This window comes from Streptomyces sp. DSM 41931 (genome assembly GCF_050271085.1).
GTDB lineage: Bacteria > Actinomycetota > Actinomycetes > Streptomycetales > Streptomycetaceae > Streptomyces > Streptomyces albogriseolus.
Map to the genome: position 1 here is coordinate 6,360,549 of NZ_CP189902.1, position 21,290 is coordinate 6,381,838.

Consider the following 21,290-nt stretch of genomic DNA (forward strand, 5'->3'; position numbering starts at 1 on the left):
GTGAATCAGAGGGCGGTGCGAGGCCGCGGGGGCAGCCCCGCGGCCGCGTAGCACGCGTCGATCACCCGCATCGTCTCCAGCGCGTCGTCCGGGCCGAGAGGAAGAGACGTGCCCCCGCGCACCCGCTCGGCGAACGCCTCCAGCTGGTAGTGGTACGACGAGCGGGTGCCCAGGTGTTCCGTGCGCTCGCCGTCGGCGGTGCGCACCACGACCCGGTCGTCCAGCTGCGGCAGCACGAAGTTCGGCGCCGTCGCCTCGCCCCGGCTGCCGACGATCCGCAGGCTCATCTCCAGCCGGCCGTACGCCATGTGGCAGCGGGCCGTGCCCGTGGCGCCGCCCGGGAACGCGAGGTCGGCGTCCAGCCACTCGTCCACGCCCGGCGCGCCCGCCCGCTCACCCGCCCGCGCCGCGACCGGGCGGGGTGCGCCGCCCGCCCACGGGGCGAGCATCCGCAGCGCGTGCAGGCCGTAGCAGCCGAGGTCCATCAGGGCGCCGCCGGCCAGCGGCAGCGACCAGCGGGGGTCGCCGTCCTCCGGGGCCGGGATCGCCACCAGAGCCTCCGCGTGCCGCAGTTCGCCGAGTTCACCGGAGGCCAGCAGTTCGTGCAGCCGCCGGGTGACCGGGTGGAAGAGATAGTGGAACGCCTCCATGAAGACCGTGCCGGACGTCGTCGCCGCCTCCCGCACCTCCCGGGCCTCCGCGGCGTTGCTCGCCGACGGCTTCTCCGTCAGCACATGCTTGCCCGCCGCCAGCGCGGCCAGGTTCCACGGGCCGTGCAGCCCGTTGGCGAGCGGGTTGTAGACCACCTCGACCTCGGGGTCGGCGAGCAGCTCGGCGTACGAGCCGTGGGTCCGCTCCACACCGTGCGCGGCGGCGAAGTCCTCGGCGCGGGACCGGTCACGGGCGGCCACCGCGACCAGACGGTGCCCGCAGGACCGGGCCGGGGCGATGAGGGCGCGCTCGGTGATCCGCGCGGCCCCCAGGATTCCGATGCGCAGCGGCTGCGGAGCGGACTCGCTCATGCCTGCCGTACCTCCTCGAGGGTGACGGGACGGTGCTCGTGCAGCGACAGTGTGCACGCCTCGGCGATCCAGCCGGCCTCCAGGGCGTCCTCGATCGTGCACGGCGACGGGCGGGCACCCGCCACCACCTCGGTGAAGGCGAGGAGTTCGGCACGGTAGGCGTCGGTGAAGCGGTCCATGAAGAAGTCGTGCGGCACACCCGCGGGGAATGTGACGCCGGGTTCGACCGAGCGCAGCGGCAGCTTGTCCTCCAGGCCCACCGCGATGGAGTCGGTGAAGCCGTGGATCTCCATGCGTACGTCGTAACCCCGGGCGTTGTGGCGGCTGTTGGAGACCACCGCGAGGGTGCCGTCGTCCAGGGTGAGGATCGCTCCCGTGGTGTCGGCGTCGCCCGCCTCCTTGATGAAGTCGGCGCCCCGGTTGCCGCCGACCGCGTACACCTCGGTCACCTCCCGGCCGGTCACCCAGCGGATGATGTCGAAGTCGTGCACCGAACAGTCCCGGAAGATGCCCCCGGACGCGGCGATGTACGCGGCGGGCGGCGGCGCCGGGTCCAGCGTCGTCGACCGCACGGTGTGCAGCGTGCCCAGCTCGCCCGACCGGACGGCGGCGCGGGCGGCGACGAAGCCGGCGTCGAAGCGCCGGTTGTAGCCGATCTGCACGGGCACGTCACGGCCCGCGACGGCCTTCAGCACCTCGACGCCCTCGGCCATGGTGCGGGCCACGGGCTTCTCGCAGAACACGGGCACGCCCGCCTCCACGCACGCCGTGATCAGCCCCGGGTGGGCGTCGGTCGCGGCGGCGACGACCACGCCGTCCACACCGGCCGCGAGCACCGCCTCGGGGGAGTCCGCGACCTGCGCGCCGAAGCGCTCGGCGGCGGCCTTCGCCGCGTCCCCGAACGGGTCGGAGACGACGAGGGACTCGACGGCGTCGAGCCCGGACAGGGTCTCGGCGTGGAAGGCGCCGATGCGGCCGAGGCCGAGGATTCCGATGCGCATGAGGCGGTGCTCCTTGGGTGCGGGCGGTGCCGGTGGTGCCGGTGGTGCGGTCGGTCGGTGCGGGCGGGGACGGGGGAGGGTCAGTCGAGGCCGCCGAGGACGTTCTGGTCCCAGTCGATGACGGACCCGGTGACCACCCCGGACCGGTCGGAGAGCAGCAGGACCACGAAGTCGGCGATCTCGTCCGGCTGGCCGAGCTTGCCCATCGGTAGCCGCGCGGCGGCCTGCTCCCGCCAGTCGTCGCCGGCGCCGTGGAAGGCGCGCTGCGTGGCGTCCTCGCCCTCGGTGGCGGTCCAGCCGATGTTCAGGCCGTTGATCCGGATGCGGTCCCACCGGTGGGCGTGCGCCGCGTTGCGGGTCAGGCCCATGAGACCCGCCTTGGCGGCGACGTACGGGGCGAGGAACGGCTGTCCGCCGTGCGCCGACGACGTGATGACGTTGACGATCGTGCCGGGCTCGGCGCGCCGCACCATGTCCGCCACCGCCGCCTGCATGGCGAAGAACGGCGCCTTCAGATTGATCGCGATGTGCTGGTCGAACAGCTCGGGCGTGGTGTCCAGGAGCGTGCCGCGCGAGGTCAGTCCCGCGGAGTTCACCAGGCAGTCGATCCGCCCGTACGCCCGCACGACCTGGGCGACGGAGTCCTTGGCCTGGCCGGGGTCGGCCAGGTCGGCCCGTACGAACATGGCTTTGCCGCCCTGCCCGGCCAGTTCGGCGACCAGCGCCTCACCCGGCTCAGGGCGGCGGCCGCCGACCGCCACGACCGCGCCCTCGCGCACCGCGGCCCGTGCGACGGCGGCGCCCACACCCTGGCTGCCGCCGTTGACGAGGACGACCTTGTCGTCGAGAAGTCCCATGACGTCCTTCCGGATCCTTGTCGGGCTTTCGGTTCAGCTCGCGCGCCGGGCGGCGCCGGCCCGCAGCGCGTCGCGCAGGGCTCGCGGGGTCCATCCCTCGCGCAGCGCGCGGCGCACCACGTCGGCCTGGGAGGGCGGGGCGAGACCGTCGACCGGCGGGTCGTTGTCCAGGTTGGTGGGGAACGGATAGCCCTCCGCGCTCGCCGCGATCACGTTCTCCAGCCACTGCTCGGAGGCGCCCTCGGCCTTGCGGGCCAGCAGCACCGGGTAGACGGCGCCCACCACCGCCTCGCGGTCCACGGTCTCCATGGCCCGCCCGAACGCGGACGACACCTGGAGCAGGTTGGCCGCGCGCCGGATGTCCGCCGAACGGTTGGCCCCGGCGGCGTGGAACAGCGCCGGGTTGAAGAACACCGCGTCGCCCTTGCCCAGCGGCAGCTGGACGTGGTGCTCCTCGAAGTACGCCCGGAACTCCGGCAGTCGCCAGGCGAGGTAGCCCGCCTCGAACTTCTGCGAGTGCGGCAGATACATGGTCGGTCCGGACTCCACGGGCATGTCGCAGTGCGCCACGGCGCCCTGGAGGGTGAGCACGGGGGAGAGGCGGTGCACGTGCGCCGGGTAGCCGGCGGCCGTCTCGTCCGACAGGAAGCCCAGGTGGTAGTCGCGGTGCACGGTCTGCGCCGCGCCGCCCGGGTTGACCACGTTGACCTGGGAGGTCACCTGGTAGCCGGGGCCCAGCCAGGCCGTGGACACCAGGGCGACCATGTCGTTCGCGTAGTAGTCGGCGAACGCCTCCGGGTCGTGCAGCGCGGCCTTCTCCAGCGCGTTCCACACCCGGTCGTTGGCGCCCGGCGCGGCGAAGTGGTCGCCGGCGGTGGCGCCCGCGGCGCGCTGCTGGGCGATCAGGGCGTCGAACACCGCCGTGGTCCGGTCCACCACCGAGGGGTCGGAGAAGGCTCCGCGGATCACCACGATCCCCGGGCCGTCGGTGAGGGCGCGGACCAGCTCGGCCTGCGCGGTGCGGCGGTCCGCGAGCGCGAGCCGCTCGGCGTCGTAGAGCAGCACGTTCCGCTCGACGGCGGAGGCCAGCGGGTGGGCGGAGGCGTCGGTCGACTGCTCGACCAGGGCGCGGAAGGCGTCCAGGTCGCAGTCCCGCTCCGACAGCCAGGCGGCCGGCGCGGGGGTCTGCACGGAAGGCGATGCGGACATGGAGTCGTCCCTTCGGGTCACGGAGCGACGCGGGTGATGTCATTCTTGTCAGAACAAACCCCTCGCACCACCATCAGGAACCCATCAAAAACCCCTCAGGAGCAGGCGCATGGGGCACCCCTTCCCGATCCGCGAAATCGCACGTCAGGCCGGACTGAGCGAGGCCACCGTGGACCGGGTCCTCAACGGCCGCGGCGGGGTGCGGGAGAGCACCGCACGCGAGGTGCACCGGGCCATCGCCGACCTGGACCGGCAGCGCACCCAGGTCCGCCTGGTCGGCCGGACGTTCATGGTGGACATCGTCATGCAGTCCCCGGAGCGCTTCTCCACGGCCGTCCGCGCCGCCCTGGAGGCCGAACTGCCCTCCCTGCACCCGGCGGTGGTGCGCTCCCGCTTCCACTTCCGGGAGACCGGCCCGGCGGACGAACTGGTCGCCGTCCTCGACCGGATCGCCCGCCGCGGCTCGCAGGGCGTGCTCCTCAAGGCCCCCGACGTCCCGGAGATCACCGCCGCCGTCGGCCGGCTCGCCGCGGCCGGCATCCCGGTCGTGACCCTGGTGACGGACCTGCCGGTCAGCGCCCGGATCGGCCACGTCGGCAGCGACAACCGCGCGGCCGGCGCCACCGCCGCCTACCTCATGGGCCAGTGGCTCGGCGACCGTCCCGGCAACGTCCTCACCAGCCTCTCCAGCGGCTTCTTCCGCAACGAGGAGGAGCGCGAGATGGGCTTCCGCAGCACCATGCGCGCCCGCCACCCCGGGCGCACCCTCGTCGAGATCGCCGAGGGCCAGGGCCTGGACGCCACTCAGTACGACCTGGTCCGCGCCGCCCTGGAACGCGACCCGGAGATCCGCGCGGTCTACTCGATCGGCGGCGGCAACATCGCCACCCTGCGCGCCTTCGAGGACGCCGGACGCGAGTGCGCCGTGTTCATCGCCCACGACCTCGACCACGACAACACCCGGCTGCTGCGCGAGCACCGGCTGTCCGCCGTCCTCCACCACGACCTGCGCCACGACCTGCGCGAGGCCTGCCACACGGTGATGCGCGCGCACGGCGCGCTGCCGCCCGCCGGGCCCACCCTGCCGTCCGCGATCCAGGTGGTCACGCCCTACAACATGCCCGCCCCCGCCGTGGCCGGGTGAACCGCCTGGCGTGGAGCGCCCTGAACCGGGGCTGCCGTGCCTACCGTCGTGCGCATGAGGAAACCGACCACGGAAGGCGGGCCCGACCGGCTGGTGGCGCTGTCCGACGGCGTCTTCGCCATCGCCATCACCCTGCTGGTCCTCGACATCCAGGTACCGCAGGGGCTGGATTCCGAGGAGTTCCACGAAGCGCTCGGCGACGTGCTGCCCAACCTGGGCGCCTACGCGATCAGCCTCGCCGTGCTGGCCGGCTTCTGGCGCGACCACCGGGCGATCTTCCACCGGGTGCGGCTGGTGGACGCCGACGTGATCCGGCTGACCGTCCTCGGCCTGGGCCTCGCCGCGCTGCTGCCGTTCCCCACCGCCCTCGTGTCCGAGTACGGCGACGAGCGCACCGCCGTCGTCATCTACGCGGCGGCCGTGGCCTCCCTCGGCGCCGTCCACCTCGCCCTCGCCGTCGTCGTCGCCCGCCGGCCCTGGCTGCACGGCGACGCCGAACCCCTGCGGAACGAGTTCCTCTACGCCGTCGACCTCGCGGCCACGGTCGCGGTGTTCGTGGTGAGCATTCCCCTGGCCCTGCTGGTGGGGCCGGCCGCCACGTGGTCGTGGCTGGCACTGGTGCCGGTCAAGGTGTGGCTGGGGCGGAAGGAGCACGCGGCGGAGGCCGGGTGAGAGCACGGCGCGTCACGCGGGCGCGTCCACCGTCACCCACGCCCGGTCCCGCGCCGACCGCACCATCGCGTCCAGCACCGTCGCGCCGCGCACCGCGTCCGCGAGGGTGGCGCCGTACGGGACGCCCTCGGCGACCGACCGCAGGAAGCGGTACGCCTCGATCACCTTCAGGTCGTCGTAGCCCATGGCGTTGGCCGCGCCCGGCTGGAACGCGCCGAACTCGCCGTCGCCCGGCCCGACGTACACCGTGCTCACCGGCTGGTCCTGGTAGCCGGTGCCCCGGCTGACGCCCAGTTCGTTCATCCGGCGGAAGTCCCAGAACACCGCCCCCTGGGTGCCGTGCACCTCGAAGCCGTAGTTGTTCTGCTCGCCCACGGAGACCCGGCAGGCCTCCAGCACGCCTCGCGCGCCGGACGCGAACCGCAGCAGACAGCTCACGTAGTCCTCGTTCTCCACCGCGCCCAGTTCGCCGCCCGTGGCGCGGGAGTGGCCGGCCGTGGCGCCGGCCGGGCGGGTCCGTTCGGGCAGGAAGATGGCCGTGTCGGCGGTCAGCGAGGCGATGTCGCCCAGCAGGAAGCGGGCCAGGTCGGCGCCGTGCGAGGCCAGGTCGCCCAGCACGCCGCTGCCGCCGCGCTCCCGCTCGTAGCGCCAGGTCAGCGCGGACTCGGGATGGGCCGCGTAGTCGCTGAACAGCCGGACGCGGGCGTGCGTGACCCTGCCGATCCCGCCGGAGGCGATCAGCTCGCGGGCGGCCTCCACCGCGGGCGCGTTGCGGTAGTTGAAGCCGACGGCGCCCTGGACACCGGCCGTGGCGACCGCGTCCGCGACCGCCCGGGCGTCCTCCGCGGTCAGCCCGACCGGCTTCTCGATCCAGATGTGCTTGCCGGCCTCGGCCATGGCCACGCCGATCTCGCGGTGCAGGAAGTTCGGCGCGGTGATGCTGACCGCGCGCACCCGGGGATCGGCGGCCACGTCACGCCAGTCGCGGGTCGTCGAGGCGAACCCGAACTGCGCGGCGGCCTCCTCCGCCCGCCCCGGCACCTCCTCGGCGACGGTGACCAGCTCCGGGCGCAGCGGCAGCCCGGGGAAGTGGTGCGCCACCCGCGCGTAGGCCTGGGTGTGCACCCGCCCCATCCAGCCGAATCCGACGACGGCGACGCCCAGCGCATCCACCATGACTGCCTCTCTCCGGCCGGGTCCTGTCCTGCCCGCCCACCTTCGGGCCCGGTGCGGTGTCCTGTCAACCATTTGACAGGACAATTGCCAGGCTTCCCCGCCCGCGGACCCGGCTCACCCGCCTCTCCGCATGCGGTAGGGTTGACCTGCGAGATCACGCGGTTCGCCGCGGGAGCCGCATCGGGACGTGGCGCAGCTTGGTAGCGCACTTGACTGGGGGTCAAGGGGTCGCAGGTTCAAATCCTGTCGTCCCGACGATGCGAGAACAGGGGGCCCGCCGACCACCGGCGGGCCCCCTGACGCATCCGCGGGGAATCGAGCGGCGGGTGACGGGTGTTGCGCGGGACATGACCACACGACCGGGACCACGCCCCCTCCCCGACGAAGCCCTCTCGCACCTGCTCGCGGCCCAGCGGTTCGGCACGCTCGCCACCGTCAAGCGCAGCGGCCACCCCCACCTGAGCACGATGGCGTACGCCTGGGACGCCGACGCCCGCGTGCTGCGGTTCTCCACGACGGCCGACCGGGTCAAGGTCGCCCACCTGCGCCGCGACCCGCACGCGGCGCTGCACGTCCAGGGCAGTGACGTCTGGTCGTTCGCGGTCGCCGAGGGGGAGGCCGAGCTGTCGGACGTCACGACGGTCCCCGGCGACGCGGTCGGCCGGGAGCTGCTCGGCATCGCGTCCCGCTTCGCCCGCCCCGACGACGAAGCGGCGTTCCTGCGACAGCTCGTCGACGAACGGCGGTTGGTCGTCCGGCTGAAGGTGACCCGGCTGTACGGGACGGCGCTCGACGTCGGCGGTCCGGACGAGTCCGGGGCCGAGTGACGCACAGCCCTGCGCGGGACGGAGGTCGTCTTCTAGGGTCGTCCGCATGACGACCGACACCGGGACCACCCCCGGCCTGCTCTTCGACGACCTGCGGGCGGACGCCCTCACCAGCACGGAACAGCTGCGCGAGCTGTACCCGGAGCCGAACGGGAACGCGCGCCGCAAGGAGATCGACCACCTCACCGACGAGACCCGGGCGTTGATCGGCTGCGCCTCGCTGGTGTTCGTCGGCAGCGCGGACGCCGAGGGCCGGGCGGACGTGACTCCGCGCGGCGGCCCGCCCGGGTTCGTCGCGGTGCTGGACGACCGGACACTGGCGATCCCCGACGCGACGGGCAACAAGCGGCTCGACACGCTGCGGAACGTGGTGGAGACCGGGCGGGTCGGCCTGCTGTTCGTCATCCCCGGCCGCACGACCACGCTCCGCGTCAACGGCCGCGCCGTCGTCTCGGCCCGCCCGGAACTGCTCGGCCGGCTCACCCCGGTGGGTAAGCCGCCGGTCTCGGCGATCGTGGTGCGGGTCGAACAGGCCTACCCGCACTGCCCCAAGTCACTGTTGCGCGGCAACGCCTGGAAGCCGGAGAACTGGGTGCCCGCCGACGCCCAGCCGAGCAGCGCCCAGGTGACGCTGGCCCAGCTGAACCTGCCGGGCCTGACGGTCGAGCAGATCGTAGAGGCGGAGCGGGAGTCGCTGCGCTCGCGCTACGAGTGAGCGCGAGCGGGGCCGTCCTCACGCCGCCCCGAACGCGGTGAAGGACCAGCCCGTGGCCCGGTGCAGCGGATCGGCGGGGAGAGCCGCCCGGGCGTCCCGGAGCGCCTCCGGAAGAGGGAGGCCCGCGGCCAGGCCCTCGTGCAGGGCGAGCATCAGGGGGACCACCGCCGCGTCGTTGACCGGGGCGCTGCACGCCACCACTCCCGCTGTGCCCAGCGGCAGCAACGCCGTGACCAGGCCGAGGAGTTCGTCCGCGCCGACCGTGGCGAAGCGGGCCGTGTCGCAGCAGGACAGGATGATGCGGTACGGGCTGCGGCCGAGCCGCTCGAAGTCGTGCACGATCAGCGGGCCGTCGGCCATCCGCAGGGAGGAGAACATCGGGCCGTCCGTGCGGAACGTGCCGTGCGCCGCGATGTGCGCCAGCCCGGCCCCGTCCAGCTCCGCGAGCACCCGCGGCACCGACGCGTCCCCGTGCTCCAGCACCGTCGCGCCGCCGTGGCGTGCGGCCAGCCGGGTCACCTCCGCGCCCCCCGTGGCCAGACCCGGCCCGCGCACCAGCACCTTGCGTCCGCCCCGCGGCGGCCGCGTCTCCCGCGCGCGCAGCCAGCTGCTCGCCGACGGCGACACACTGACGACGCGTTCCCGCAGCGACGGCAGCAGCGCCCACGGCACCCGGTGCAGCCGCCCCGGCGGCACGATCACCACCGGCCCTTCGCCCAGGTGAGCCGCGGCGGGCCCCAGCAGCAGCTCCTCCAGACGGCGGCCCGCCGCCTCCACCACCGGCAGCCGCGCCTGCGCCCCCGGATGGGCCAGCCGCCGCAGCCCGGCCTGCACATGCTCGGCCTCCGTCTCGGCCGCCGCCAGCCACCCCGCCTCGAACCGGCGCACCCGGCCCTGCCCGCACAGCAGCACCTGCACCCGCCCGTCGACCACCGCCAGCTCCACCAGCCGTACGCGGTCGCCCAGTCGCTCCAGCAGGCGGTCCACGTCGAAGCGGGCGTCGTCGCCGTGCGCCTCGCCCCGCATGTGCAGGGTGCGGGAGCGGATCGCCCGTTCCAGGCGGCGCTGCTCACGCTCCAGGGCCGGCATCGGCCTGCCCTCCATCCGGGTCTCCTCGGCGCGGGCGGCGATCTCCCGGTAGGCGGTCATGTGGCTCAGCAGCTCCGGGTCGGCGGGCGGCCGGGTCGGCGGCGCGGACAGCACCGTGGCCCGCCAGCGCTCGCTCCACACCAGCAGCCGCCGCGGCCCGCCCGACCGCAGGGCGGCCCGCTGCGCCAGCGCCGCCAGTTCCGCGCCCTGCGCGGTGGCCCGCGCCCGCAGCTCGGACGCGCCCAGCGTCATCCGGTGGTCGTCCAGCACGTCGAGCCCGCGCCGGCAGGCCTCCAGCACGCCCCGCGTGGAACCGGCCGCCCGCGCGCGCAGCGCCTGCGCCGCCCAGCCCGTCATCCGCGCGAGCGGCGGCCCGTTGTGCCGGCTGCGCGCGGCCACCGCCAGATACGGCTCGGCGTCCGCCGTCCGGCCCAGGTCCAGCGCGATCCGCCCGGCCAGCAGGTACGCCTCCGGGGCGGCCGGCGCGCCGAGCTCCACCAGTCGCTCCGCCACCGCCGCGGCGTCCGCGACCAGCCGTCCCGAGCCCTTCCCCGCCGCGTGCCGGGCCCCGATCAGCACCAGCCGGGCGTGCGCCTCCCACCAGGTGCGCCGCTGGCCCGCGAACAGCCGCACGGCGAGTCCGGCCCGCGCCATGGCCGTCGCCGGGTCGTCGGCCTGCCGGGCGGCCCGCGCGGCCGCCAGCAGCAGCTCCGCCTTGCGCGTCGACTGCCCGCCGATGGAGTCCAGTTCGGCGATCGCCGTGTCCGTCTCGGCCAGCGCCTCCGCCGCCAGACCGGCGGCCATCAGCACCTCGCAGCGCCGGATGCTCAGCATGAACGTCGGCGTGCCCAGCTTGGCGTACCGCTCCTCCGCCTCGTCCAGCAGCCGCAGCGCCGCCGGGACGTCACCGGAGCGGAACGCGGCAAGACCGCGGCTCTCCACCGCGTCCGCCTTGTCGTGCTCCTGGTCCGTGACCGCCCACAGATCCTCCGCCGACGCGAAGTCCGCCTCCGCCCGCTCCACCGCGCCCAGCGCCAGATGCACCGTCGCCCGCAGCGTCAGCGCCCGCGCCGTCCAGATCACGTCCCCGGCCTGCCGCAGCACCGGAACGGCCCGCCGTACGTCCTCCAGGGCCTCCTTGTGATGGCCCAGCACCCACCACGCGTACGCCCGCCGGAACAGCACCCGGGCACGGGTGTGGCCGGCGCCGCGCCGCACGCCCCGGCCCAGGGCGTCCAGCCCCTGCCGCGTGCGCCCCGAATGCACCAACGCCACCCCGAGCGTGGCGAGGACGTCCGCCTCCCGGTCCGCCGAGCCCGCCCGCGCCGCCCAGTTCCGCGCCCGCCGCAGATGACGCAGGGCGAGCCGCATGTCCCCGAAGTCCCGCTGCCAGATGCCGATCACCTGGTGGGCGACGGAGGCGTGCAGGGGGGTGGGGCGGCGGCGCAGTACGGCCTCGGCCTTCGTCAGCGCCTCGTTCGGGGCGGCGAACACCAGCGGAAGGAGGTCCTGCACCGCGTTGCTTCCCGCTGTCACCTCCACGATGGTAGTGGTCCGCAACCACACCTCACAGGGACGGCGCTGTATCAGTGGACCGCCCCGGGACTCTTCTTCACGACAGCTCCGCGGCTCAGGCCCCCGTCGCCCCAGTGGAGGACACGCCATGCCACCTCAGCGCTTCCGTGAGCAGTTCGGGCAGATCCAGCGCTCCCTGCCCGACGTCCCGCTGGCCATGGGGCCCGACGACGCCGGGGAGTTCCTCTACGAGAAGGGTGTCGTCCTCGCCCGAGAGGGGGAGGAGGCGCAGGTCGTCGAGGACACCGTGCGCGGGCACTTCCGGACCTTCGCCGCCGGCGTCCCGGACCGTGTCCGCCGCCTCGGTCCCGCGGGCAGCCGCTCCGGCGTCGTCCGCATCCAGGTGTCCGACCCCGGCGAGGGCGACGCCGCGGGCGACCCGGCCGTCGCAGGCGCGTTGCGCGCGCTCGCCGCGGTGGAGGGCCGTGCCGGGCGGCGCGTGGTCAGCCGCAACCACGTGGTGCACATCGCCGTCAACGCCTGCCCCGGCGACGAGCCGGTGCCCGTTGCGCGGGACGCCCGGCCCAACCCGGCCGTCTCCGAGACCGACGGCGAACCCGGCGAGGACGCCGCGCGGGTCCTGGTCGTCGACACCGGTCTGATGCACGACTACCGCTCCTACCCGCCGCTCGCCCGCACCCAGGGGGACGCCCAGGTCGCCGAGTGCGACGACGACGGGATCCTCCGGCAGTACTGCGGACACGGCACGTTCATCGCCGGACTGGTCGCCGCCGTCGCCCCGCACACCGGCATCACCGTCAGCGGCACCCTCAACGACGCGGGGGCGGTGCTGGAGCACGAGTTCGGCGAGAAACTCTTCGACGCCGTCGACGCGGGCGGCTGGCCCGACGTCCTCAGTCTCTCCGCCGGCACGACGAACGGCCGCACCGACGGCCTCCTCGGCGTCGACGCCTTCATGCGCGAACTGCGCCGGCAGCGCACCCTGCTGGTCGCCGCCGCGGGCAACAACGGCAGTGCCACGCCCTTCTGGCCCGCCGCCTACGCCGACCTGCCCGGCTACGAGGACGCCGTGCTGTCGGTCGGCGCGCTGCGCGCGGACGGCGCGTCCGGCGCCTGCTTCAGCAACCACGGCGGCTGGGTGAAGGCGTACGCCCCCGGCGAGCGGCTGACCAGCGCCCTCACCGGGTTCCGGACGCCCGTGCCGTACGTGTACCAGCACTCCACCTACGACACCTGCCGCTACGGCTTCAGCTACGCCTGCACCTGCCACCACCCGCGTCACACCGGGCTGTTGAGCGAGGACGGAGGGTCCGCCAAGCCGGACCAGGTGATGTTCGAAGGGCTCGCCCAGTGGAGCGGCACCTCGTTCGCCGCCCCCGTCGCGGTCGGCATGATCGCCTCGCACATGGCGGCGCACGGTGAGCGCGACCCGCGCGCGGCCCGGCGGCAACTGCTCGACTCCGCCGACGCGTTCGTGGAGGTGCGCGGGGCGCACAAGCCCGCGCTGCTGCCGCCCACCTGGCGCCCCGTGCGCGTCCCGGCGCCCACCGCGCGGCCATGACGATCGGAACCATCCCCTCCGCGGCGTACCATGACGTGCCGTACACGAGGGGTGGCACCGTGGAGCGTTCGGAAGTCGGCGCATTGGTCCGGTCCGCTGTCGACGGCGACGCGGCGGCCTGGAAGGCGATCGTGGAGGGCCTGGGCCCGCTGGTCTGGTCCGTGGTGCGCGCGCACCGGCTGTCCGACGCCGACGCCCACGAGGTGTATCAGACCGTCTGGTTCCGCTTCACCCAGCACCTGGACCGCATCCGGGAGCCGGAGAAGGCGGGTTCCTGGCTGGCCAGCACCGCGCGCCACGAGTGCCTGAAGGTGCACCGCCAGGCGCGGCGGCTGGTCCTGACGGACGACCCGCAGCTGCTCGACACGGTCAGCGAGGACGGCGCGCCCGAACAGGCGCTGCTGGAGACGGAGGAGGCCGCCGCGCAGGGGGAGCGGGTGCGGAGACTGTGGCAGGAGTTCGAGGAACTGGGCGAGCGGTGCAGGCAGTTGCTGCGCGTGCTGATCGTTTCTCCACCGCCCAGTTATCAGGAGGTGTCCGCCGCGCTCGACATCGCGGTGGGCAGTATCGGGCCGATGCGCCAGCGCTGTCTGCGCCGGCTGCGGGCCCGGCTGGAGGGACGGGGGACGGCATGAGCGACGACATCAGCGACGGCACGGGTTTCGACGAGGGCCCCGGCGCCGACGAGGAACTGCTGGAGGAGGAGCTGCGACAGGCCGCGTCCCTCCTGGACCCGGTGCCCCCGGCGCTGCTCCAGAGCGCCGTCGACGCGTTCGCGCTGCGTGACCTGGAGGCGCGGGTCGCCGAGCTGACCTTCGACTCGCTCGTCGACGCGATCCCCGTGCGGGGCGCGGCGGCCGCCCCGCGCATGCTGACGTTCAGCGCGGGCGAGGTGACGCTGGACGTCGAGGTGACGGAGGAGGGCCTGATCGGCCAGGTCCTCCCCCCGGCCCCCGCCCGCGTCGAGATCCTCACGGGCCCCCGCCCGGCCGCCACGGCCACGACCGACGACATGGGCCGCTTCACGGCGGCGGTGACCCCGTCGGGCCCCTTCGCCCTGCGGCTGCACACACCCGACGAGGTGGTCATGACGGAGTGGCTCCGCACCTGACGGACTCGCCCGTCCGAGGCGGCCGGCGCGCGTCGCGGTGGGCCCGAAGGCGGGACGCCTCACCGGGAAGCGGCCCGTGGTGGCCTCACACCCCCTCGATCAGCTCCGCCAGCGCCGACGCCAGGCGGGTCACGCCCTCGTGGGCCGGGCCGCCCGGCTCGGTCATGTACGTGTCCCGGCGGATCTCCACCATCAGGGCCGTCACCTCCGCCCGCCTGCCGTAGTACGTCAGCGGTACGTACGTGCCGGCGAACGGGCTGTCCAGGCCCGTCTCCCCGCACGGGGCGAACGCCTCGCGGGCGGTGGTGAGCAGGGCGGGCGGGGTGTGGAAGGGGTCGGTGCCGAGGCACACCGCGGGGCGCGGGCCGTCCGCGTGGAGCTCGTAGGGCAGCGGGGCGGCCGGGTAGGAGTGCACGTCGACGATCACGCACCGGCCCGTCGCCGCGAGCCGGTCCGTCACCGCCTCCGTCATCGCCCGCGCGTACGGGTGGAAGTACCGCTCGATCAGCGGGCCCGCGTCGAAGCCGTCGGGGCGCAGCACGTCCCTGTGCGTGGTCCGCGTGTAGACCGCGCCCATCCCGACGGCCAGCATCTCCTCCCGCTCGTCCGGGAACCGCTCCGGGTCCACGACCAGCCGCGACAGCCGGTTCACGAACCGCCACGGCGTGACCCCGGCCGCCCGGGCCGCCTCCTCGGCGATCGCCGCGGTGTGCGCGTCGGTGATGTGGTCCAGCTCGCGCTCCAGCGCGGCGTCGTCCAGGACGATCGCGGACCGTACGTCCTGCGGTATCTCCCGTGCCGAGTGCGGCACATGGAGGATCACGGGGGAGGCGGGGTCGCCGGGGAGGAGGTCGAACGAGGGCGGCACGATAGCCATGCGCTGCTCCGAAGGTGCTGTCGGTGAAGTACGACGATCAAGGTGCCACACGCCACTGACAACGGTCCCTCGCCGGTCCCCGGATACGCCTCCGCCCCGGCCGGGCAGGTCGCCGGCCGGGGCGGAGCGCAGGGGCGTCCGGGTCAGCTCAGGGACGCCAGCAGCTCGTTCCACGTGGTGGACGGGCGCATGACCTCGGAGGCCTTCGCCGGGTCGGGCTGGTAGTAGCCGCCGATGTCGGCCGGCTTGCCCTGGACGGAGTTCAGCTCCTCGACGATCTTCGCCTCGTTGGCCGCGAGGGCCTCCGCGAGCGGCGCGAACGCCTTCGCCAGGTCCGCGTCCTCGGTCTGCGCGGCCAGCTCCTGCGCCCAGTACAGGGACAGGTAGAAGTGGCTGCCGCGGTTGTCGATGCCGCCGAGGCGACGGGTCGGGGACTTGTCCTCGTTGAGGAAGGTCGCCGTGGCGCGGTCGAGGGTGTCGGCGAGGACCTGGGCGCGGCCGTTGCCGGTGGTGGTCGCGTAGTGCTCCAGCGACGGCACCAGCGCGAAGAACTCACCGAGGGAGTCCCAGCGCAGGTAGTTCTCCTTGACCAGCTGCTGCACGTGCTTCGGCGCCGAGCCGCCCGCGCCCGTCTCGAAGAGGCCGCCGCCCGCCATCAGCGGAACGACCGACAGCATCTTGGCGCTGGTGCCCAGCTCCAGGATCGGGAACAGGTCGGTCAGGTAGTCGCGCAGCACGTTGCCGGTGACCGAGATGGTGTTCTCGCCGCGGCGGATGCGCTCCACCGACAGCTTCGTCGCCTCGACCGGGTTGAGGATCCGGATGTCCAGGCCCTCGGTGTCGTGCTCCGGCAGGTACTGCTCGACCTTGGCGATCAGGTTGGCGTCGTGCGCGCGGGTCTCGTCCAGCCAGAAGACGGCCGGGTCGCCGGTGGCGCGGGCGCGGGTGACGGCCAGCTTCACCCAGTCGCGGATCGGCGCGTCCTTGGTCTGGCAGGCGCGGAAGATGTCACCGGCGGACACGGCCTGCTCGATGACGGCGTCGCCGTTCTGGTCGACCAGGCGGACGGTGCCGGTGACCGGGATCTCGAAGGTCTTGTCGTGGCTGCCGTACTCCTCGGCCTTCTGCGCCATCAGACCGACGTTCGGGACCGAGCCCATGGTGGACGGGTCGTAGGCGCCGTTGGCGCGGCAGTCGTCGATCACGGCCTGGTAGACGCCGGCGTAGGAGGAGTCCGGGAGCACCGCGAGGGTGTCGGCCTCCTGGCCGTCGGGGCCCCACATGTGGCCGGAGGTGCGGATCATGGCCGGCATGGAGGCGTCCACGATGACGTCCGAGGGGACGTGCAGGTTGGTGATGCCCTTGTCGGAGTCGACCATCGCCAGGTCCGGGCCCTCGGCGAGCTCGGCGTCGAAGGACGCCTTGATCTCGGCGCCCTCGGGCAGGCTCTCCAGGCCCTTGTAGATGCCGCCCAGACCGTCGTTCGGGGTGAGGCCGGCGGCGGCGAGCTTGTCGCCGTACCGCGCGAACGTCTTCGGGAAGAAGCTGCGCACGACATGGCCGAAGATGATCGGGTCGGAGACCTTCATCATCGTGGCCTTGAGGTGCACGGAGAACAGCACGCCCTCCTGCTTGGCGCGGGCGACCTGCGCGGCGAGGAACTCGCGCAGCGCGGCGACGCGCATCACGGAGGCGTCGACGACCTCGCCCTTGAGGACGGGCACCGACTCGCGCAGCACGGTGGTGGAGCCGTCGTCGCCCTTGAGTTCGATGCGCAGCGCGCCGTCCTCGGCGATCACGACGGACTTCTCGGTGGAGCGGAAGTCGTCCTGGCCCATCGTGGCGACGTTGGTCCTGGACTCGGGGGTCCAGGCGCCCATGCGGTGCGGGTGGGCCTTGGCGTAGTTCTTCACCGAGGCGGGGGCGCGACGGTCGGAGTTGCCCTCGCGCAGGACCGGGTTCACGGCCGAGCCCTTGACCTTGTCGTAGCGGGCCTGGATCTCCCGCTCCTCGTCGGTCTTCGGGTCGTCCGGGTAGTCCGGCAGCGCGTAGCCCTTGCCCTGCAGCTCGGCGATCGCGGCCTTGAGCTGCGGGATCGACGCCGAGACGTTCGGCAGCTTGACGATGTTCGCCGCGGGCGTCTTCGCCAGATCACCGAGCTCGGCGAGGGCGTCCGGGATGCGCTGGTCCTCGGTGAGGTACTCCGGGAACACGGCGATGATGCGCCCGGCGAGCGAGATGTCCCGCGTCTCCACGGCGACACCCGCCTGCGAGGCGTACGCCTGGACCACCGGCAGGAAGGAATACGTCGCCAGGGCCGGGGCCTCGTCAGTGTGCGTATAGATGATGGTCGAGTCAGTCACCGGGTGCTCCGCTCCACGTCTGCAACATTGCTCGACATCAAGATATCTTGTGACGGCCCGCGGTTCGACAGGGGGCACGGGCCGCATGTGCTCGGGCGCCCGGTCCGGTTCAGCGAGGTCGCGGGCGTCCCGGTGCCGTGTTGAACTGAGCGGAGTGCGCGTCACCGCGGTGTCGGTCGAGGCTGCGGTGTGACATGACCAGCGTGTAGGCGTGCGTCACGGCGTGTGACATCGAGGATGTGGAGGCGGCTCATGGCGGAGTCGCGGGGCGACGAGCAGCTCGGTCTGCGCCTGGCGGCGGTAGCGGTGCTGGGGTTCGTGCTGACCATTCCGCCGTTCTTGGCGCGGTTCGATCGAGTGGGCCAGGTGTTCGGCGTCCCCGTTCTCGCGGCCTACCTGTTTCTCGTGTGGGCGATCATTATCGCCCTGATCGCCCTGATCGGCGGCAGATCGAGGTAGGCAGTGCTCCAGACCTGGTTCATCGTCGCCGTCTCGGCCGCGTACCTCGGCCTGCTCTTCGCCGTGGCCCACTACGGTGACCGGCGGGCGGACTCGGGCCGGAGCATCATCAACAATGCCACGGTCTACGCGCTGTCCTTCGGCGTGTACGCCACCTCGTGGACGTACTACGGCAGCGTGGGATGGGCCGCCAGGGCCGGAGTCGGCTTCCTGCCGATCTACCTGGGGCCGACGATCATGCTCGCGCTGGGCTGGCTGGTGCTGCGCAGGATCATCCGGATCAGCCGCCGGCACCGGGTCACCTCCCTGGCCGACTTCGTCTCCGCCCGCTACGGCAAGAGCACCGCGCTGGGCGCTCTGGTGACGATCATCGCTGTGGTGGGGGTCATTCCCTACATCTCACTGCAGCTCAAGGCGGTGTCCCTCACCTTCGCGACCCTGCGGCGCGACCCCGGGATCACCTCCGCCGCGGAACTGAGCCACATCCCGGTGCTGGAGGACACCGGGCTGTACGCGGCGCTGGTGCTGGCCGCGTTCACCATCCTCTTCGGCACCCGTCATCTGGACGCCACCGAACGCCACGAGGGCATGGTCGCCGCCATCGCCTTCGAGTCCGTGGTCAAACTCGCGGCGTTCCTCTCCGTCGGGATCTTCGTGGTCTTCTGGATGTTCAGGGGGTTCGGCGACCTGTTCTCCCGGGCCGCGGACGCCGGCCACACCACGCTGTTCACACTGCACGGGCAGGCCGGCTACGGGTCCTGGGTCTGGCTCATGGTGCTGTCCATGCTGGCGATCGTGCTGCTGCCCCGCCAGTGGCAGATCGGCGTGGTCGAGAACGTCGACGAGAGGCACCTCAAACGGGTGCTGTGGATGTTCCCGCTCTATCTGCTCGTGATCAGTGCCTTCGTCCTTCCGATCGCGGCCGGCGGGCTTCTGCGGTTCGGGCCGGGGGCCGACGCCGACACCTATGTGCTGACCCTGCCGATGGCCGGAGGCCAGGAGGCACTCGCGCTGTTCGTCTTCATCGGCGGCCTGAGCGCGGCCACCAGCATGGTCATCGTGGAGACGATCGCGCTCAGCACCATGGTGTCGAACTCACTTGTGATGCCGCTGCTGCTGCGCGGCAGGTCCCGGCTGGCGCGCCGGGACAACCTCGCCGGGCTGGTGCTGGGCATTCGCCGGGCCGCCATCGTGCTGATCCTGCTGCTCGGATACGGGTACCTCCGGGTCGCGGGCGGGGAGACGGCACTGGTGTCGATCGGCCTGGTGTCGTTCGCGGCGGTGGCACAGTTCGCGCCCGCCATCCTGGGCGGCCTGTTCTGGAAGGGCGGAACCCGCCGGGGCGTGCTGGTCGGCCTGGTGGCGGGGTTCGTCGTGTGGGCGTACACCCTGGTACTGCCGACCTTCGCCGATGCCGGGCTGCTGTCCGCTTCGTTCTTGCAGGAGGGCCCGTTCGGCGTCGGGCTGCTCCGGCCGGAGCGGCTGTTCGGCATGCCGGCGATGGACCCGGTCAGCCACGCGATGTTCTGGAGTGCGCTGGTGAACGTCGGCGGGTACGTCGTCGTCTCGCTCGCGGACCCACCGCGCGCCGCGGAGCGGGCACAGGCGGTGCAGTTCGTCGGCGTCGTCGAGGAACCCTTCGGGGAGCGACGCCGGCAGGTCCGTGCCACGGTCGGCGAGCTGCAGGCCCTGCTGGAGCGCTTCCTGGGACCGGAGGGCGCCCAGCGCGTGTTGCGCTCCTCCCCCGGAAGGAGACCCGACTCGCCGGCAGCCGAGGCGCCGCCGGAGCTGGTCCACCACGCGGAGGCCCAGCTCGCCGGTTCGGTGGGCGCCGCGTCCGCGCGGCTCGCGGTCGCCGCGGTCGCCGGAGAGGAGGAGATCGGCACCGAAGAAGTGATGCGGATGATCGGCGAGGCGTCGCAGAGGGTCGAGCTGGTCCGGTGGCGGCTGAAGCTGCTCTACGACGCGACCGGCGGCATCGGCACCACGTTGGACGTGACCCGTACCGCCGAAGAGCTGGCGCAGGTCGCGGTTCCGCGCTTCGCCGACTACGTCGCCGTCGACCTGGCCGAGTCCGTGCTGCGCGAGGAGGAACTGGGGCCGGACGGCACCGGCACCGGCATCAAACGGATGCAGCGCGCGGCCGTCAGCGGCATCCGCGACGACGCTCCCCTGTTCGCCGTCGGCGACCGGCTGACGTTCTCGCCGTCCTCCCCCCAGGCCCGCGCCGTCGAGAGCGGCGTGGCGGTCCTGGTGCCTCGTCTGCGTGAGTCCACGCAGTGGCGGGAAGTGGACCTGGACCCCGCGCGGGGCTCCCGCGTCATCGACTTCGGGATCCATTCGCTCATCACGGCGCCGCTGTCCGCCCGCGGCGTGCTGCTGGGCATGGTCCACTTCTGGCGTTCCGAGAAGCCCGAGCCCTTCGATCAGGACGATCTCTCCCTCGCGGCCGAACTGGCCACCCGGGCCTCCGTCTCCGTCGACAACGCGCGCCGCTACACCCGCGAGCACGGCTTGGCCGTCGCGCTGCAGCGCAGACTGCTGCCCCGCGGGCTGCCCGAACAGAACGCCGTCGAGGTCGCTTCCCGCTACCTCCCCGCCCAGGCGGTCGGCGGCGACTGGTTCGACGTCATCCCGCTGCCGGGCGCCAGGGTGGCGCTGGTCATGGGCGACATCGTCGGACACGGACTGCACGCCGCGGCCACCATGGGGCAGCTGCGTACCGCCGTGCACAACTTCTCCACACCACTGGACCTGCCGCCGGACGAACTCCTCAGCCATTTAGACGAGTTGGTCACCCTGATCGACCAGGACGCGATCACGGCCGGCGACGAGACCACCGTCACCGGCGCCACCTGCCTGTACGTGGTCTACGACTCCGTGTCCGGCACCTGTGTCATCGCCAGCGCCGGTCACCCGCCGCCCGCGCTCGTCCATCCCGACGGGAGGGTCGAGTTCCTGGACGTGGCGCCCTGCCTTCCCCTGGGCATCGGCGGGCTGCCGTTCGAGGCCACCGAATTGAGTCTGGCCGAGGGCAGCAGGCTCGTCCTGTTCACGGACGGCCTCGTCGAGCGCCGCGCCCTGGACATCGACGTCGGTCTCCGGCTGCTCCGCGAAACCCTGGCGCGCGCGGACCCGTCGCCCGAGGGGACCTGCGACGCCGTGCTCGACGCCCTGCTCCCCGAGTCCCGGAGCGACGACATCGCCCTGCTCGTCGCCCGTACGCGGGTGCTGGGGCCGGGACAGGTCGCCGAGTGGGACGTGGAGCGCGACCCCGCCGCCGTCCGCCGTGTACGCGCTGCCGTCTCCGGCCGGCTCATGGAGTGGGATCTGGAGGATCTCGTCTTCCCCACGGAGCTGATCTGCAGCGAACTCATCACCAACGCCGTGCGCCACGCCACAGGGCCGATCAAGGCGCGGTTGATCCGCGACGGTGCGCTCACCTTCGAGGTCTCCGACCACAGCAGCACCTCGCCGCATCTGCGCTACGCGGCGAGCACGGACGAGGGCGGACGGGGTCTCTTCCTCGTGGCCCAGTTCGCCGAGCGCTGGGGGACCCGCTACACCAAGGAGGGCAAGGTCATCTGGGCGGAGCAGACGACACCGGGGACCGCCGGAGGCTGACCGGCCCCGCCCGCGGGAAAGGCCGGTGATGAGCCCGTCGTCGAGGC

The 21,290-nt window shown here is 73.1% G+C and carries 17 protein-coding genes and 1 tRNA gene; 10 read left to right on the top strand and 8 right to left on the bottom strand.

Features of this window, described 5'->3' with window-relative positions:
* Nucleotides 1–5: 5 nt before the first annotated feature.
* The 4 genes from ACP7TJ_RS29105 to ACP7TJ_RS29120 form a co-directional block, all read right to left on the bottom strand.
* Nucleotides 6–1,022 (bottom strand): Gfo/Idh/MocA family protein, encoded by a 1,017-nt coding sequence (locus ACP7TJ_RS29105; RefSeq protein ID WP_427766506.1) that lies wholly within the window; start codon nt 1,020–1,022, stop codon nt 6–8.
* Nucleotides 1,019–2,023, bottom strand: coding sequence for a Gfo/Idh/MocA family protein (locus tag ACP7TJ_RS29110; protein WP_320587785.1), 1,005 nt, complete (start codon nt 2,021–2,023; stop codon nt 1,019–1,021). The genes ACP7TJ_RS29105 and ACP7TJ_RS29110 overlap by 4 nt, the downstream gene beginning before the upstream one ends.
* An 80-nt stretch (nt 2,024–2,103) precedes the next feature.
* Nucleotides 2,104–2,880 carry an SDR family oxidoreductase gene (locus tag ACP7TJ_RS29115; protein ID WP_093767346.1) on the bottom strand — a complete coding sequence of 259 codons (777 nt, stop codon included), beginning with the start codon at nt 2,878–2,880 and terminating at the stop codon, nt 2,104–2,106.
* Nucleotides 2,881–2,913: 33 nt separating this feature from the next.
* On the bottom strand, nt 2,914–4,089 hold the full coding sequence (locus ACP7TJ_RS29120; protein ID WP_093767347.1) for a phytanoyl-CoA dioxygenase family protein: 1,176 nt from the start codon (nt 4,087–4,089) through the stop codon (nt 2,914–2,916).
* Between the two features lie 109 nt (nt 4,090–4,198).
* On the opposite strand from ACP7TJ_RS29120, the gene ACP7TJ_RS29125 reads away from it, so the two are divergent.
* Complete coding sequence (locus tag ACP7TJ_RS29125) at nt 4,199–5,233, top strand: LacI family DNA-binding transcriptional regulator (RefSeq protein ID WP_427766511.1); 1,035 nt, start codon at nt 4,199–4,201, stop codon at nt 5,231–5,233.
* A gap of 93 nt (nt 5,234–5,326) precedes the next feature.
* The gene (locus tag ACP7TJ_RS29130) at nt 5,327–5,905 is read left to right on the top strand and encodes a TMEM175 family protein (RefSeq protein WP_093767349.1); all 579 of its coding nucleotides are present in this window, start codon (nt 5,327–5,329) and stop codon (nt 5,903–5,905) included.
* Between the two features lie 12 nt (nt 5,906–5,917).
* Here ACP7TJ_RS29130 and ACP7TJ_RS29135 read toward each other — a convergent pair whose 3' ends face one another.
* Entirely contained in the window at nt 5,918–7,081 is a 1,164-nt protein-coding gene (locus ACP7TJ_RS29135) for a Gfo/Idh/MocA family protein (RefSeq protein ID WP_390920334.1), read from the bottom strand.
* A gap of 181 nt (nt 7,082–7,262) precedes the next feature.
* Between ACP7TJ_RS29135 and ACP7TJ_RS29140 the strand changes: the two genes are divergently transcribed.
* The 3 genes from ACP7TJ_RS29140 (at nt 7,263) to ACP7TJ_RS29150 (ending at nt 8,623) form a co-directional block, all read left to right on the top strand.
* A tRNA-Pro gene (locus ACP7TJ_RS29140) sits at nt 7,263–7,336 on the top strand.
* A 92-nt stretch (nt 7,337–7,428) separates the two neighbouring features.
* Nucleotides 7,429–7,908, top strand: coding sequence for a PPOX class F420-dependent oxidoreductase (locus ACP7TJ_RS29145; RefSeq protein WP_189909499.1), 480 nt, complete (start codon nt 7,429–7,431; stop codon nt 7,906–7,908).
* A 46-nt stretch (nt 7,909–7,954) separates the two neighbouring features.
* Nucleotides 7,955–8,623, top strand: coding sequence for an MSMEG_1061 family FMN-dependent PPOX-type flavoprotein (locus ACP7TJ_RS29150; protein WP_427766516.1), 669 nt, complete (start codon nt 7,955–7,957; stop codon nt 8,621–8,623).
* Between the two features lie 18 nt (nt 8,624–8,641).
* Here the strand turns inward: ACP7TJ_RS29150 and ACP7TJ_RS29155 are convergent, their stop codons facing one another.
* Entirely contained in the window at nt 8,642–11,248 is a 2,607-nt protein-coding gene (locus ACP7TJ_RS29155) for a CHAT domain-containing protein (protein ID WP_255303908.1), read from the bottom strand.
* Between the two features lie 127 nt (nt 11,249–11,375).
* On the opposite strand from ACP7TJ_RS29155, the gene ACP7TJ_RS29160 reads away from it, so the two are divergent.
* The 3 genes from ACP7TJ_RS29160 to ACP7TJ_RS29170 are packed head-to-tail and all read left to right on the top strand — an operon-like array spanning nt 11,376 to nt 13,920.
* On the top strand, nt 11,376–12,809 hold the full coding sequence (locus ACP7TJ_RS29160) for a S8/S53 family peptidase (protein ID WP_427766520.1): 1,434 nt from the start codon (nt 11,376–11,378) through the stop codon (nt 12,807–12,809).
* 59 nt (nt 12,810–12,868) lie between these two features.
* Nucleotides 12,869–13,444, top strand: coding sequence for an RNA polymerase sigma factor (locus ACP7TJ_RS29165; protein ID WP_093767354.1), 576 nt, complete (start codon nt 12,869–12,871; stop codon nt 13,442–13,444).
* Complete coding sequence (locus tag ACP7TJ_RS29170; RefSeq protein WP_266403063.1) at nt 13,441–13,920, top strand: hypothetical protein; 480 nt, start codon at nt 13,441–13,443, stop codon at nt 13,918–13,920. The genes ACP7TJ_RS29165 and ACP7TJ_RS29170 overlap by 4 nt, the downstream gene beginning before the upstream one ends.
* Nucleotides 13,921–14,005: 85 nt before the next feature.
* On the opposite strand, the gene ACP7TJ_RS29175 is transcribed toward ACP7TJ_RS29170, so the two are convergent.
* Both ACP7TJ_RS29175 and ACP7TJ_RS29180 read right to left on the bottom strand, forming a co-directional pair.
* Nucleotides 14,006–14,797: an N-formylglutamate amidohydrolase gene (locus tag ACP7TJ_RS29175; protein WP_427766523.1), complete on the bottom strand. Its 792-nt coding sequence runs from the start codon at nt 14,795–14,797 to the stop codon at nt 14,006–14,008.
* Between the two features lie 143 nt (nt 14,798–14,940).
* The gene (locus ACP7TJ_RS29180) at nt 14,941–17,160 is read right to left on the bottom strand and encodes an NADP-dependent isocitrate dehydrogenase (protein ID WP_167744473.1); all 2,220 of its coding nucleotides are present in this window, start codon (nt 17,158–17,160) and stop codon (nt 14,941–14,943) included.
* A gap of 252 nt (nt 17,161–17,412) precedes the next feature.
* Between ACP7TJ_RS29180 and ACP7TJ_RS29185 the strand changes: the two genes are divergently transcribed.
* Both ACP7TJ_RS29185 and ACP7TJ_RS29190 read left to right on the top strand, forming a co-directional pair.
* Nucleotides 17,413–17,619, top strand: coding sequence for a hypothetical protein (locus ACP7TJ_RS29185; RefSeq protein ID WP_367448306.1), 207 nt, complete (start codon nt 17,413–17,415; stop codon nt 17,617–17,619).
* Between the two features lie 3 nt (nt 17,620–17,622).
* A complete protein-coding gene (locus ACP7TJ_RS29190; protein WP_376724340.1) occupies nt 17,623–21,243 on the top strand; it encodes a SpoIIE family protein phosphatase in 3,621 nt (1,206 codons plus the stop codon).
* Nucleotides 21,244–21,290 lie beyond the last annotated feature (47 nt).

What these genes read in the sequence shown, in the direction of transcription:
- ACP7TJ_RS29105 (WP_427766506.1), bottom strand. Translation starts at nt 1,022, where the DNA reads ATGAGCGAGTCCGCTCCGCAGCCGCTGCGCATCGGAATCCTGGGGGCC.
- ACP7TJ_RS29110 (WP_320587785.1), bottom strand. Translation starts at nt 2,023, where the DNA reads ATGCGCATCGGAATCCTCGGCCTCGGCCGCATCGGCGCCTTCCACGCC.
- ACP7TJ_RS29115 (WP_093767346.1), bottom strand. Translation starts at nt 2,880, where the DNA reads ATGGGACTTCTCGACGACAAGGTCGTCCTCGTCAACGGCGGCAGCCAG.
- ACP7TJ_RS29120 (WP_093767347.1), bottom strand. Translation starts at nt 4,089, where the DNA reads ATGTCCGCATCGCCTTCCGTGCAGACCCCCGCGCCGGCCGCCTGGCTG.
- ACP7TJ_RS29125 (WP_427766511.1), top strand. Translation starts at nt 4,199, where the DNA reads ATGGGGCACCCCTTCCCGATCCGCGAAATCGCACGTCAGGCCGGACTG.
- ACP7TJ_RS29135 (WP_390920334.1), bottom strand. Translation starts at nt 7,081, where the DNA reads ATGGTGGATGCGCTGGGCGTCGCCGTCGTCGGATTCGGCTGGATGGGG.
- ACP7TJ_RS29145 (WP_189909499.1), top strand. Translation starts at nt 7,429, where the DNA reads ATGACCACACGACCGGGACCACGCCCCCTCCCCGACGAAGCCCTCTCG.
- ACP7TJ_RS29150 (WP_427766516.1), top strand. Translation starts at nt 7,955, where the DNA reads ATGACGACCGACACCGGGACCACCCCCGGCCTGCTCTTCGACGACCTG.
- ACP7TJ_RS29160 (WP_427766520.1), top strand. Translation starts at nt 11,376, where the DNA reads ATGCCACCTCAGCGCTTCCGTGAGCAGTTCGGGCAGATCCAGCGCTCC.
- ACP7TJ_RS29170 (WP_266403063.1), top strand. Translation starts at nt 13,441, where the DNA reads ATGAGCGACGACATCAGCGACGGCACGGGTTTCGACGAGGGCCCCGGC.
- ACP7TJ_RS29175 (WP_427766523.1), bottom strand. Translation starts at nt 14,797, where the DNA reads ATGGCTATCGTGCCGCCCTCGTTCGACCTCCTCCCCGGCGACCCCGCC.
- ACP7TJ_RS29185 (WP_367448306.1), top strand. Translation starts at nt 17,413, where the DNA reads ATGGCGGAGTCGCGGGGCGACGAGCAGCTCGGTCTGCGCCTGGCGGCG.